Origin of the sequence: Flavobacterium sp. N1994 (genome assembly GCF_025947145.1) — a bacterium.
In the GTDB taxonomy this organism is placed as follows: domain Bacteria; phylum Bacteroidota; class Bacteroidia; order Flavobacteriales; family Flavobacteriaceae; genus Flavobacterium.
This window is the reverse complement of the sequence record NZ_CP109999.1, coordinates 674,493-689,150: the sequence shown is the minus strand read 5'-3', so window position 1 is coordinate 689,150 and position 14,658 is coordinate 674,493. Positions and strand designations below refer to the sequence as shown.

Genomic DNA, 14,658 nt, shown 5'->3' with positions numbered 1-14,658 from the left:
AGTTACACGTTACCAATTCGAATCACATCTGCAAAAATACCAGAGGCAGTAACCGCAGCACCAGCACCAGCACCTTTGATAATTAAGGGTTGATCAACATAACGGTCGGTATAAAATTCTACGATATTGTCTTTTCCTTCTAAGTTATAAAACGGACTTTCTTTTGGAATAAATTGCAAACCAACCGAAGCTTTTCCGTTATCGAATTTGGCTACGAATTTAATACGAGAATCTTTTGATTTGGCTTCAGCTAATAGTTTGTTGAAATGGTCATCATGTTTGGTTAACGATTTAAAGAAGTCGTCGTTATTAGTGGTGTCCATGCATTCTTTCGGAAGGAAACAATTGTTTTCGATTTCTTCAATATCCATTTGGTAACCGCTTTCACGGATTAGGATTAAGATCTTACGAGCCACATCAACGCCACTTAAATCAATTTTTGGGTCGGGTTCTGTAAATCCTTGAACACCTGCTTCTTTAACTACATCATGAAAATTGTATGTCTCATTAAAATTATTAAAAATAAAGTTCAAACTACCTGATAAAACGGCTTGTATTTTGTTCACTTTATCTCCTGAAGCAATCAAGTGTTTTAGGGTATCGATGATAGGTAATCCAGCCCCAACATTCGTTTCAAATAAGAAAGGAGCATTGTATTTTCTAGAAAGGTTTTTTAGGTTTTTATAATTGTTGTACTCAGAAGAGCAAGCAATTTTATTACAAGTAACCACTGCGATATTTTGGCTTAAGAACTTGTCATAGATATTGGCAATGTCATAATTGGCGGTAATATCTACAAAAATACTGTTGCGTAAGTTGAGGTCTTTAGCTTTGGCAATAAAACTATCAACATTAGCTTTTTCGCCATTAGTTAAAGCTGTTTTCCAATCTTTTAAATCGATTCCGTCTTCGTTAAAAACCATAGTTCTTGAGTTGGCCATGGCAACAACACGAAGATTGATTTTTAGATTCTCTTTTAGGAATTTCTTTTGTTGACTGATTTGGTCAATGAATTTCTCACCCACATTTCCAACCCCCATTACGAAGAGATTTAATTGTTTGGTATTGTCTTCAAAGAAACGTTCGTGTAAAGTGTTTAGTGCTTTTTTAACGTCTTTTTCATTGATTACCACTGAGATATTTCTTTCAGAAGCCCCTTGAGCAATAGCTCGAATGTTGACATTGTTTTTACCCAAAGTACTAAACATTTTACCGCTAATTCCTTGATGGTTTTTCATGCTTTCGCCTACCAATGCTACTATGCATAAATCTTTCTCAATACTAGTTGGGTCTATTTTGGCTTGAGCTATTTCTAATTCAAAGGCTTTATCAATGGCTGCTTTGGCTCTATCGGCATCCGAGCTCAAAATCCCGATACAAATCGAGTGTTCTGAAGACGCTTGAGTTATAAAAATAACATTGATACCTTCGTTTGACAAAACTTCAAAAAGTCTTTTTGACGAACCGGCAACACCAATCATTCCGGAGCCTTCTAGAGTAAGTAATGCTATATTATCTATATGTGATATTCCTTTAATTGGATTCGCGGAAGCATTTGGATTATTGGAGATTAGCGTTCCGTATACTTCAGGTTCAAAAGTGTTTTTGATGAAAATTGGAATGCTGTCTTTTAGTACAGGTTGTATCGTTGGCGGATACAATACTTTGGCTCCAAAATGAGACAATTCCATAGCTTCTTGATATGAAATAGTTTCAATAGGTTGGGCTTGTTTTACCACTTTCGGATTGGCAGTGAACATTCCGTTAACATCGGTCCAAATTTCTAAAACATCGGCTTTTACGGCTGCTGCAATAATGGCTGCTGTGTAATCAGAACCTCCTCTTCCTAGAGTAGTAGTATTTCCATCTAAGGAAGACGCTATAAATCCTGGGAATAAAACTACTTGATTGGTATTGCTTTTGAAATAATCAGCAATTAGTTTATTAGTGATATCAAAATCAACACTGGCTTTTCCAAAATTGGAATTTGTTTTTATTAGTTCGCGACTGTCTTTAAAGGTGGAATTGCTTACTTTTTGTTTTAATGCTACCGCAATAATTTGAGAAGATAACAATTCGCCAAAACCAGCCACAATATCAGCCGTTCTATTCGATAATTCACCCAAAAGGTAACAACCGTCAAGTAAAGTTTTTAAAAGGTTAATCTCGCTGTTTATTTTTTCGATAATCTCACTTTGATCACTTAATGGAATCAATTGGTCAATTGCTTCTTTGTGTTTTTTATCGATATCACTGATAATCTCTTTGTAACTTTTATCTTTTGAGGAGGCTGTTTTTCCTGCCAATATTAGCAAATCAGTCACTCCACTGAAGGCCGATACTACGACAGCTAGTTTATCTTCTTTGCTTTTGTTGCTAACAATTGCTATTGTTTTTGAAATATTTTCTGCATTGGCTACTGAGGTACCGCCAAATTTTAATACTATCATTCGTTCTATTTTTTAGGGAAATATAAAGTCATTATTTTTTCTCTTTCGCAAGGAAAGAACAGGCATAGGATTATATGAAATGATTATACCCCAAATGGGGTTGTAGTTGTTGTGGTTGTAGCAACAGTAGTAACCGCTAAAGAATTAGCTGAAGGCGTTAAAGATTGTATGTTGCTAGTTTTCCACATAAGTTTCCCAAAAATAGCATTTTTTGTGTAGTAAAAAAGGTTTGGTGTTATTTTTATTAAAATCTTATTTTTAAAGGAATGCAGAAAATATATTGGTATTTTTTCTATCAGATAGACATTTTTGTTACTAATTCTACAATAAAATAGTAGAGACAAAACTTGTTTTTTAACGATTGTTTATGGAATTTTGAGCACAATTTGAACACAAACAATGGAAAACATACACTACATCAGTACGGAAGTATTGAGTTTAGAGCAGTTACAAGAAATTATCTCTCAGCATAAAACACTTTCTCTTTCGGAAGAAGCCAAAGTCAACATTCAAAAGTGCCGTGATTATTTAGATAAAAAAATGGCAACTAATGATAAGCCTATTTATGGCATTAATACTGGTTTTGGGTCGTTGTGTAATGTTAAAATTTCCAATGAAAACTTATCACAATTACAGGAAAATCTTGTAAAGTCGCATGCTTGTGGTACTGGCGATGAAGTTCCTGGTGAGATTGTCAAGATTATGTTGTTGCTGAAAATTCAATCCTTGAGTTATGGACATTCGGGTGTACAGTTGGTTACAGTAGAGCGTTTGGTAGATTTTTACAATTATGATATTCTTCCTGTAATTTATACACAAGGGTCACTTGGGGCTAGTGGCGATTTAGCACCTTTGGCTCATTTGTCATTGCCCTTATTAGGAGAAGGAGAAGTCTATTATGATGGATTTCGTCAACCGGCCAAAAAGGTCATGGAAAAGATGGGTTGGGAGCCGATTGTATTGCAATCGAAAGAAGGATTAGCCTTGCTTAACGGCACACAATTTATGAGTTCGTATGGAAGTTATATTTTATTGAAAGCGATGAAATATTCTTATTTTGCTGATGTAATTGCCGCTATTTCTTTGGAAGGATTTGATGGTAGAATAGAACCTTTTGATGAATTGATTCATATGGTTCGTCCTCATAAAGGGCAAATTGTAACCGCTAGGAGAATGAAACAATTGCTAGAAGGAAGTCAAATTATTGCTCAACCTAAAGCACATGTTCAGGATCCTTATTCTTTCCGTTGTATTCCACAAGTGCATGGTGCTTCAAAGGATACCATTGATTATGTAAAAAAAGTTTTCAAAACCGAAATCAACTCGGTTACCGATAATCCTAATATTTTTATTGGGGAAGATGTCATTATATCAGGTGGAAATTTCCATGGACAACCATTGGCTTTAGCTTTAGACTTTTTAGCCATCGCTTTAGCAGAACTAGGTAGTATTTCTGAAAGAAGAACCTACCAATTAATTTCTGGGTTACGTGGTTTACCTGCGTTCTTAGTAGATAATCCTGGATTGAATTCTGGATTTATGATTCCACAATACACAGCAGCGAGTATTGCCAGTCAAAATAAACAATTGGCTACTCCAGCCAGTGTGGATAGTATTGTTTCGAGTAACGGACAAGAAGATCATGTGAGTATGGGGGCCAATGCTGCTACGAAATGCCTTAAGGTTATGGAAAATCTAGAACGAATTTTGGCCATAGAATTGATGAATGCTTCTCAGGCTATTGCTTTTAGGAATCCGTTACAATCGAGTGAATTTATAGAGATGTTTTTAAAATCCTATCGCGAAGAAGTTTCTTTAGTGAAAGAAGATAGGATTTTGCATTACGATATTGAAAACTCGGTAGCATTTTTGAATAGCTTTATGGTGGAGATAGAGGACTAGTAATCTTTAATAACTAGGCTTTTATTATAGTGGTTATCATTTTGAATTCACTATTAGCTTTGAAACAATGGACGGTGTTTACTGGAATTATCATGCCTTCACCCAAAGTGAGTTTCCAATCTTTATTGCCTATAGTCACTTCTGCTTTACCATCAATGATTTGGACGTAGGTATCATATAATGCTGTTGCTTCACAAAACCTTTCTTTTTTATCATAAGCCACAACTGATAATTTTCCACCGCTATTCTTTATAATAGTTTTACAAACGATAGTATCGGGAACGTACTCTACAATTTCGAGTATGACGTGAGCTTGTGATTTTGGTAAACCATTATGGCTTTTCTTATCACAGGTTTCAGTGTTTTTTGATGGCATTTTGTCTTTTATTCAAAGTTCACCAAATAACAGCCGTTTTGGGTTATAGAAAAAAATAAATAATTTATATAATTCATAGAATTAGGCTAAACTTATTGGGATAATTAAGGTATTTAATTCAAATGCAACATAAAACTTAACAAGCCTAAAATAGCAGGAACTGCTTGAACAAAGAAGATTCTTTTAGAAGCGGTCATAGCTCCATAAACTCCAGCTACTAGTACACAAGCTAAGAAAAAGATAGCGATGTATTTACTCCAAGTAACATCAGTAATAAATAGCGACCAAATCAAACCAGCGGCAAGGAAGCCATTGTACAATCCTTGGTTAGCGGCCATTACTTTTGTCTTTTCAAATTGGTCTTCGGGTATGGTTTTAAAAACCTTTTTGCCATAAGTAGTCCACGCAAACATTTCGAGCCAAAGAATATAGACGTGCAAGGCTGCAGTATATATAATGATAAGTTGGGAAAGTAAGTTCATAATTATTGGTTTTGGTTATCAAAAATCCGTTCAATTCGTTTATCAGGCACTAGCCACATCAAGGCCACAAAAATGTATATTCCTCCAGAGATAGCAGGATAATAATTGGCAAACAATACTGCAATGACGTATAGAATAGGGGATGATTTTCCTTTAATATCTGACCCTAAAGCTTTTGATAATAGCGAATCTTTACCATGTTTTTTCAGAATTAGACTTTGTAAAATATAATAAGCTATTCCATTCATCAAAAGTATTATACCATATAACATCATTGGAAAAGGAGCAAAGTGATTCTCTCCATTCCAGGCTGTAGCAAATGGAATTAGGGATAACCAAAATAGCAAATGCAAATTTGCCCAAAGGATTTTACCATTTACTTGTTTTACCGTGTGCATCATATGATGATGGTTATTCCAATAAATGCCAACGTAAATAAAACTTAAGATGTAACTTAAAAACTTAGGCAATAAAGGTTTTAAAGCTGCACAAGAAGCCCCTTCAGGAAGTTTGAACTCTAATACCATTATGGTAATAATAATAGCTAAAACGCCATCGCTAAATGCTTCTAGTCTAGTTTTGTTCATGTTCTAATTGTTTAAGGCTCCCAATGTTTTATGAATTTTTCTTTTGTGATGGGTTTGTTTCAATGTTTTATCTCCCGAAATTACACTAATGTTTCCGTCAATTTCCATCATGGCTAATTTTACATCTTTAAAATATTCTACACCATGTTCCCGAATAACTTCTTCTAATTCTTGTGAAGTAATTTCTAATTTAGCTAAAGCTTTAAAATCAATAATGCCATCATGAATTAAAATTTCAGGTTTGTCTTGTACCAATTGCGTGATGGTTTTTGAGTTGTACATGATTTTTTTCAGAATAAAATTGATAACAAACAAAACTAAAGCTGCAACTAAACCGCCTTCAAGTGAAGAATTATTACCCACCATTGCATTTTGAACGGCATTACTAATTAACAAAATCAGAATAATATCCGCTGTGTTGAGTTGTGAAAGTTCTTTTTTACCAAATACACGTAGGGCTATCACCATAAAAAAATAAACGGCTATACTTCGAAGTATTATGTCGAGATAAGGATTCATAACGGTTTGATTTCTGTTTTCAATTTAAAATTCTTTTCAATGGCTTTAATCATTTCGCCTGCAATGTCTTTATTGGTAGCGCCTTCGATACCTTCTAATCCTGGTGAAGAGTTTACCTCCAATAGCAAAGGTCCTTTTGAGGAACGAATAATGTCAACACCAGCTACTTTTAAATCCATGGCTTTTGCAGCTTTAATAGCTATTCGTTTTTCTTCTGCTGTTGGTTTGATAATAGAAGCTGTTCCTCCCATATGAATATTGGCTCTGAACTCCCCAGGAGCTGCGGCTCTTTGGATAGCTGCTACAACTTTACCATCTACAACAAATAAACGCAAATCTTTCCCATCGGCTTCTTTTATAAATTCTTGTACTAAAATGTTAGCATTCAAACTTTTGAAGGCATTAATTACGGATTCTGCTGCTTTTTTAGTTTCTGCTAAAACGACTCCCTTTCCTTGTGTGCCTTCTAATAATTTCACAATCAAAGGAGGGCCACCAACCATTTTTATCAAATCGTCGGTATCTAAAGGAGAATTGGCAAAACCTGTAGTAGGAATATCAATTCCATTTCGCAATAATAATTGTAATGAAAATAGTTTGTCTCTCGATTGTGTAATGGCTGCAGCCGAATTTAAACAATATACTTTCATGGCTTGAAATTGTCTGGTTAGTGCGCAACCATAAAAAGTAATGCTAGGACGAATTCTAGGGATGATAGCATCAAAATTATCTAAAATTTTCCCACCTCTATAATGAATCTCGGGTTTATCGGCATCGAGTTTCATATAACATTCCTTGATGTTTAGAAAATGCATTTGGTGTCCACGCATTTCTCCTGCTTCCATTATGCGTCTGTTACTATACAAATCCGGATTACTGGCTAAAAGACCAATTCGCAACCCTTTATTATTCGGCTCAGAATCGGCGTATAAATCTTTTAAATTTTCTGCAGAGGTTTGTCCTAAAAGGTATTTCTGTTCAGGATCAACCAAAATCCTACCACTCATAGCCTCACGACCTAGTAACATTCGAAATCCCATGGAGTCCCGATTGGTTAAAGTCATTTCAATTTCCCATAGGTCATTCCCAATTTTGATATTGGTTTGAATCACATAACGTTGTTCTCTAAAACCACTGGAGCTTTTAACTATTCGTTTGTCAATCAGCTTGGCTTCACAATGAATAATGGTTTTGAGATTATTTTGTATGGGGTTGATATCAAATTTCACCCAGTTTTCTCCTTCTTTTATAAAAGGCGCAATGTTGATGGCATGTAAAGCAGAAGTTTTGGCTCCAGAATCTACACGAGCTTTAATGGCAGGCAAACCTAATTCGGGAAAGGTGCACCATTCCTCAGAACCTAATATGATTTTATCTTGTGGCATGGAAAAAAATTAAAAAACCACGAATTCTCGAATTACATATTGTTATTCATTCGGGAACTCGTGGTCTAAAATTAATTAATTTAACTCTTAACTAGTTGGCTTTTTCGCTTTTTTTATGGTAACGGTCAACTCTTGCATTGTTTCGTCTAAATCCATAAAAATTTCATCACCTGATGCTATTTTCGAAGTAATTATTTCTTCTGCTAGAGCATCTTCTACATATTTTTGAATGGCTCTTTTTAATGGTCGAGCACCAAATTGTTTATCAAAACCTTTTTCAGCAATGAACGCTTTGGCTTTGTCAGAAAGATTTAATGTATATCCTAATTCAGCAACTCTTCCATATAATTTTTTCAATTCAATTTCGATAATCAAATCGATATCGTGTTTCTCTAACGGATTGAATACAATTACATCGTCAATTCTGTTTAAGAATTCAGGAGCAAAGGTTTTCTTCAAAGCATTTTCGATAACGCTTTTAGAATTGTCATCAGCTTGTGCAATTTTAGCAGCAGTTCCGAAACCAACTCCTTGTCCGAAGTCTTTCAATTGACGTGCTCCAACGTTAGATGTCATAATGATGATAGTGTTTTTGAAATCGATTTTACGACCCAAACTATCAGTAAGATATCCATCATCAAGTACTTGAAGCATCATATTAAACACATCTGGATGTGCTTTTTCAATCTCGTCTAAAAGTACTACACAGTATGGTTTTCTTCTAACTTTCTCTGTCAATTGTCCGCCTTCCTCGTAACCAACATATCCAGGAGGTGCACCAATCAAACGAGAGATAGCAAATTTCTCCATGTATTCACTCATATCGATACGAACTAATGCATCTTCTGAATCAAATAACTCTTTGGCTAATACTTTAGCTAACTGTGTTTTTCCAACACCAGTTTGTCCCAAGAAAATGAACGAACCAATTGGTCGATTTGGATCTTTCAATCCAGCACGATTTCTTTGAATTGAACGAGAGATTTTAAGTACTGCTTCGTTTTGTCCAATTACTTTGCCTTGAATTAATTCAGGTAAGTGAGCTAATTTATTGCTTTCTGTTTGTGCAATACGATTTACTGGAATACCAGTCATCATTGATACAACATCGGCTACATTATCTTCGGTTACTCTAATTCGATTGGTTTTCGAATCTTCTTCCCATTGTTCTTGAGCGATGGCAAGATCTTTTTCTAATCGTTTTTCATCATCACGAAGTTTGGCTGCTTCTTCATATTTCTGTTTTTTCACGACAGAATTTTTAAGGTCACGCACTTCTTCTAATTGACGTTCTAAATCTAAGATTTGTTTAGGAACATCAATATTAGTTATGTGAACTCTAGAACCGGCTTCATCCAAGGCATCAATAGCTTTGTCTGGAAGGAAACGTTCTGACATATATCTGTTTGTTAATTTAACACACGCTTCGATTGCTTCGTCTGTGTAAATTACATTGTGGTGATCTTCGTATTTGTTTTTGATATTATTCAAAATAGTAATCGTTTCTTCAACAGAGGTTGGTTCTACAATTACTTTTTGGAAACGTCTTTCTAAGGCACCATCTTTTTCAATATATTGTCGGTATTCATCCAAGGTTGTAGCACCAATACATTGTATTTCCCCTCTTGCTAAAGCTGGCTTAAACATGTTAGAAGCATCAAGAGATCCTGTTGCTCCACCAGCACCAACGATAGTGTGAATTTCATCAATGAAAAGAATGATATCGTCATTTTTCTCTAATTCATTCATCACCGCTTTCATTCTTTCTTCGAATTGTCCACGGTATTTTGTTCCAGCAACTAAAGAAGCCAAATCTAATGTTACGACTCTTTTGTTGAACAAAATTCTAGATACTTTCTTTTGGATAATACGCAAAGCTAAACCTTCGGCGATAGCAGATTTACCAACACCTGGTTCTCCAATAAGCAATGGATTGTTTTTCTTTCTTCGACTTAGAATTTGTGAAACTCTTTCGATTTCTTTTTCACGACCAACAACTGGGTCGAGTTTACCTTCTTCCGCTAATTCTGTTAAGTCACGTCCAAAGTTATCTAAAACAGGTGTTTTGGATTTTTTATTGGTCTTGTTAGCCGGATTATTGAAACTACCTTCTTTCAAACTGTCATCTTGTCCTGAGTCATCATTATAAGATTCGTTTGTTGGTAAATTATCATTAAAATCTTCTTCGTTTGGTGTCATATTCAAATACTGTTCTTTAACTACGTTATAGTCTATTTTTAGACGATGCAATAGTTTGGTTGTTGGGTCATTCTCATTTCTTAAGATACACAATAATAAATGTGCCGTACTGATCGACGAACTTTGAAAAACTTTTGCTTCTAAAAAGGTAGTTTTCAAAGCGCGTTCCGCTTGACGAGTCAAGTGTAGGTTCTTTTTTTCGTTACTGATTTCAACATTTGGGTTAGCTGGACTTAATATTTCAACCTTTTTTCTCAAATGTTCTAAATCAATGGAAAGATTATTGAGAATAGTAATTGCTTTGCCATTCCCATCTCTTAATATTCCAAGCATCAAATGCTCAGTCCCAATAAAATCGTGACCTAAACGCAAAGCTTCTTCCTTGCTGTAGGTTATCACGTCTTTTACTCTTGGTGAAAAATTATCATCCATAAATATATAATTGGTAATGTAAATTTAGTTATTCGAATTGATTCTAACAAAAACCATTCCCGCTAAAAGTACTGTCAGCTAATTGACAAAAAAAAAGCCAATAATAAAAGTAGTTTCATCACTAACTTATTAACCAAAAAACGTCCCTATTTTGTTAATAAATCATTGAAATTTCTGGACTAAAAATGCCTCTAATTTTTTTTAATTACCCTATATTAGCACGTTTCGAATTAAAAGTAATTTTTATTAAATAATTTATAAAATATGTCTGACGGAGAAAGGTTAATTCCTATTAACATCGAAGATGAAATGAAATCAGCTTACATCGATTATTCGATGTCAGTTATTGTCTCAAGAGCATTGCCAGATGTGCGTGACGGTTTAAAACCAGTGCACCGAAGAGTGTTATATGGAATGTATGATTTAGGAGTTTTTTCTAATAGAGCTCACAAAAAATCCGCAAGAATTGTTGGAGAAGTTTTAGGTAAGTATCACCCTCACGGAGATACTTCGGTTTATGATGCCATGGTTCGTATGGCTCAGGAATGGAGTTTACGTTATTTATTGGTTGACGGTCAAGGTAACTTTGGTTCTATTGATGGTGATAGTCCAGCAGCAATGCGTTATACTGAGGCCAGAATGAAAAAGATGTCGGAAGACATTATGGCAGATATCGACAAAGAAACCGTTGACTTTCAATTAAACTTTGACGATACGTTACAAGAACCAACCGTAATGCCAACCCGTGTTCCTAATTTATTGATTAACGGAGCATCAGGGATTGCAGTAGGTATGGCCACTAACATGGCGCCACACAATTTAACTGAAGTTATTGATGGGACATTAGCCTATATTGATAATAATGATATTGAAATTGACGAATTAATTACACACATCAAAGCACCTGATTTTCCAACGGGAGGAACCATTTACGGAATGGAAGGCGTTCGTGAAGCTTTCAAAACAGGAAGAGGAAGAATCGTTATTCGTGCTAAAATAAGCTTTGAAGAATCCAACGGTAAAGAAGCGATTATTGTTTCTGAAATTCCATATCAGGTTAACAAGGCAGAAATGATTAAGAAAACTGCCGATTTGATTAATGATAAAAAAATCGAAGGTATTTCAAATATCCGAGATGAATCGGATAGAAACGGAATGCGTATTGTTTACGAATTAAAGCGTGATGCTGTTCCCAATGTAGTTTTAAATACGTTATATAAGTTCACTCAGCTGCAGTCTTCTTTCAGTGTCAATAATATTGCATTGGTAAACGGAAGACCACAGATGTTGAATGTAAAAGAATTGATTCATTATTTCGTAGAGCATCGTCATGATGTTGTTATCAGAAGAACACAATTTGAATTGCGTAAAGCCGAAGAAAGAGCTCATATTTTAGAAGGATTAATTATTGCTTCCGATAATATTGATGAAGTTATTGCCTTAATTCGTTCTTCTAAAGACGGAGATGAAGCTCGAGGTAAATTGATTGAAAGATTTAGTTTATCTGATATTCAAGCTCGTGCTATTGTAGAAATGCGTTTACGTCAGTTAACAGGTCTTGAACAAGACAAGTTAAGAGCGGAATATGAAGAAATCATGAAATTAATTCAACGCTTGAGAGATTTATTAGCAAGCAAAGAATTGAGAATGGAATTGATTAAAGAAGAGTTAATTGAAATCAAAGATAAATACGGGGATGCTCGTCGTTCTCTTATAGAATACTCTGGTGGCGATGTTAGTATTGAAGATTTGATTGCGGATGAAAATGTTGTAATCACTATTTCTCATGCGGGTTATATCAAACGTACTAACTTATCAGAATACAAAACACAGAATAGAGGAGGAGTTGGACAAAAAAGCGCAGGAACCAGAGATCAAGATTTCTTAGAGCATATGTATGTAGCGACTAATCATCAATACATGATGTTCTTTACACAAAAAGGGAAATGTTTCTGGATGCGTGTCTATGAAATTCCAGAAGGAAGCAAAACTGCCAAAGGAAGAGCGTTGCAAAACCTTATCAACATTGAATCTGACGATAAAGTAAAAGCATTTATCTGTACACAAGATTTAAAAGATAAAGAATACACCAACAGCCACAACCTTATTATGGTGACCAAAAAAGGTCAGGTTAAGAAAACATCGTTAGATAAATATTCGAAACCTAGAGTTAATGGAGTTGCTGCCATCACCATCAGAGAAGATGATGAGTTATTAGGAGCACAATTGACTAATGGTCAAAGCCAAATTATATTAGCTGTTAAGTCTGGAAAATTAGTTCGTTTTGAAGAAACTAAGACTCGTCCAATGGGAAGAACAGCTTCTGGAGTTCGTGGAATTACTTTAAAAGATGAAACTGACGAAGTGATAGGAATGGTAACCGTAAACGATATGGAGAGCGAAATCCTAGTGGTGGCAGAAAACGGTTATGGAAAACGTTCTTCACTTGATGAGTACAGAATTACCAATAGAGGAGGAAAAGGAGTGAAAACCCTAAACATTACCGAGAAAACAGGAAAACTGATTTCTATCAATTCGGTTACAGATGCTGATGATTTAATGATTATCAACAAATCGGGATTGACTATCAGAATGGCTGTCGAAGATTTACGTGTAATGGGAAGAGCCACTCAAGGCGTTAAACTGATCAACATCAAAGGAAACGATTCTATTGCAGCCGTTACCAAAGTAATGAAAGATGATGTGTCTGAACCCGAATTAGATGAGGATGGAAATGTAATCGAGGTGGAAGCTATCGAAAGAGTAAAACCAGTATTAGAAGTTCTTGAAGACGATGGTTCAGTAGATGATGATGAGGAAGATGACGACGATATCGTTGAAGATGATGATAGTGAAGACGATTCAGAAGATGATGAATAAGTAATCAATAATCACCAATTAAATTATTTTAATTGGTGATTTTATTTATAAATAATAAAACAAAAAAAATGAGAATTAAACACATTATGCTTGCTTCGGCAGTATTAGTTTCTGTTTCGTCTTTTGCGCAAAAAGATGAGTTAAAAAAATTAAAAAAAATTTATGACAAAGAAACTCCTTCAGCAAACGATTTAGTTGAATATAAAGCAAATTTGGATAAACTAGCGCCTCTTGCCACAGAAGAAGGTGACAAGGTTTATTATAATTTTTATAAAGCAAATACCTCAGGAATTGAAATGGCATTGTTAGGACCAAATCCTAGTCCAGCTCAATTATCAAAATTTCTTTTACCAAATACTATTTCTGAGTATGCAGAAGCATCAAGTGCAACTTTAGCGTATGAGAAAAAAACAGGTAAAAAGATTTTAACAGATGATATTGAAAATGATGTGGCGGTCTTAAAACCTATTCTTTTTAGTACAGCTATTAGTTTTGGTGAAGCCAAAAAATATAAAGAAGCAGCAGATGTTTTGTACGCCTTATATCAATTGGATAAAAAAGATCAAGACAAATTATTTTATGCGGCTAGTTATGCTGTTAATGCATTAGATTATGATAAAGCATTAGATTATTACAATCAATTAAAAGTATTAAATTATTCTGGAGAGGGAACGGTATATTGGGCTACCAATAAAGCATCTAAAAAAGAAGAAACTTTTAATACTAAAAATGAAAGAGATGTTTTTGTAAAAACAGGTACTCATGAGAAGCCAAGAGATGAAAAGTTAGAATCTAAACGAGGTGAAATTTATAAAAATATTGCCTTAATATTAGTCGATAAAGGTAAAATAAACGAAGCTAAAGCTGCTGTAGCTGAAGCAAAAAAAGAAAACCCAAATGATAGCTCCTTAGTATTGACAGAAGCAGATTTGTATTTGAAAGTTAACGATTTTGATACCTACACTAAGTTAGTGAATGAAGCATTAGCCAAAGAACCTAATAATGTTGATTTAGTATATAACTTAGGGGTTATTAGTGGTAATGCTAACAAACTTGACGAAGCGGAAAAATATTATAGAAGAGCGTTAGAAATAAATCCCAATTATTTTGATGCTAATTTAAATTTGGCGGAATTAAAACTGAGAGCAGACACTAAACTTGTTACTGAAATGAATAAGTTAGGCACTTCAGAAAAGGACAACAAAAGGTTTGAAGTTTTAAAAGGGGAAAGAGACAAGAATTTTAGATCGGTATTGCCTTATCTTGAAAAAGCAGTCGAATTGAAAGGGGATAATGATGCTGCTAAGAAAACATTATTAGGCGTTTATAAAGCACTTGAAATGACTGATAAGGTTAAAGAGCTTAAAGCTAAAATGTAAATAAGAATCAATAATTAAATATAATAAAAAAGTCCCGACCTAAAATCGGGACTTTTTATTTCCTAAA

At 34.6% G+C, this 14,658-nt stretch carries 10 protein-coding genes; 3 read left to right on the top strand and 7 right to left on the bottom strand.

The genetic code is table 11. From position 1 onward, the window contains the following. Positions 1-2 precede the first annotated feature (2 nt). Positions 3-2,450 (bottom strand): bifunctional aspartate kinase/homoserine dehydrogenase I, encoded by a 2,448-nt coding sequence (gene thrA, locus OLM53_RS03200; protein WP_264521617.1) that lies wholly within the window; start codon positions 2,448-2,450, stop codon positions 3-5. A 399-nt stretch (positions 2,451-2,849) separates the two neighbouring features. Here thrA and hutH point away from each other — a divergent pair, with 399 nt between their 5' ends. Further along, positions 2,850-4,352: a histidine ammonia-lyase gene (gene hutH, locus OLM53_RS03195; RefSeq protein ID WP_264521616.1), complete on the top strand. Its 1,503-nt coding sequence runs from the start codon at positions 2,850-2,852 to the stop codon at positions 4,350-4,352. A 13-nt stretch (positions 4,353-4,365) separates the two neighbouring features. Here the strand turns inward: hutH and OLM53_RS03190 are convergent, their stop codons facing one another. The 6 genes from OLM53_RS03190 to OLM53_RS03165 all read right to left on the bottom strand — a co-directional run bounded on the left by OLM53_RS03190 (position 4,366) and on the right by OLM53_RS03165 (position 10,332). Then, positions 4,366-4,728 carry a cupin domain-containing protein gene (locus OLM53_RS03190; RefSeq protein WP_264521615.1) on the bottom strand — a complete coding sequence of 121 codons (363 nt, stop codon included), beginning with the start codon at positions 4,726-4,728 and terminating at the stop codon, positions 4,366-4,368. A gap of 113 nt (positions 4,729-4,841) precedes the next feature. Next, positions 4,842-5,210 carry a DUF1304 domain-containing protein gene (locus tag OLM53_RS03185; protein WP_264521614.1) on the bottom strand — a complete coding sequence of 123 codons (369 nt, stop codon included), beginning with the start codon at positions 5,208-5,210 and terminating at the stop codon, positions 4,842-4,844. A gap of 2 nt (positions 5,211-5,212) precedes the next feature. Beyond that, positions 5,213-5,797: a TMEM175 family protein gene (locus tag OLM53_RS03180; protein WP_264521613.1), complete on the bottom strand. Its 585-nt coding sequence runs from the start codon at positions 5,795-5,797 to the stop codon at positions 5,213-5,215. A 3-nt stretch (positions 5,798-5,800) separates the two neighbouring features. Further along, positions 5,801-6,316, bottom strand: a complete 516-nt coding sequence (locus OLM53_RS03175) for a DUF421 domain-containing protein (RefSeq protein ID WP_264521612.1) — start codon at positions 6,314-6,316, stop codon at positions 5,801-5,803. After that, entirely contained in the window at positions 6,313-7,701 is a 1,389-nt protein-coding gene (rimK, locus tag OLM53_RS03170; protein WP_264521611.1) for a 30S ribosomal protein S6--L-glutamate ligase, read from the bottom strand. The genes OLM53_RS03175 and rimK overlap by 4 nt, the downstream gene beginning before the upstream one ends. A gap of 87 nt (positions 7,702-7,788) precedes the next feature. Next, positions 7,789-10,332: an ATP-dependent Clp protease ATP-binding subunit gene (locus OLM53_RS03165; RefSeq protein ID WP_264521610.1), complete on the bottom strand. Its 2,544-nt coding sequence runs from the start codon at positions 10,330-10,332 to the stop codon at positions 7,789-7,791. 264 nt (positions 10,333-10,596) lie between these two features. On the opposite strand from OLM53_RS03165, the gene gyrA reads away from it, so the two are divergent. Both gyrA and OLM53_RS03155 read left to right on the top strand, forming a co-directional pair. Beyond that, positions 10,597-13,212 (top strand): DNA gyrase subunit A, encoded by a 2,616-nt coding sequence (gene gyrA / locus OLM53_RS03160; RefSeq protein ID WP_264521609.1) that lies wholly within the window; start codon positions 10,597-10,599, stop codon positions 13,210-13,212. A gap of 68 nt (positions 13,213-13,280) precedes the next feature. Beyond that, positions 13,281-14,591 (top strand): tetratricopeptide repeat protein, encoded by a 1,311-nt coding sequence (locus OLM53_RS03155; protein ID WP_264521608.1) that lies wholly within the window; start codon positions 13,281-13,283, stop codon positions 14,589-14,591. Positions 14,592-14,658 lie beyond the last annotated feature (67 nt).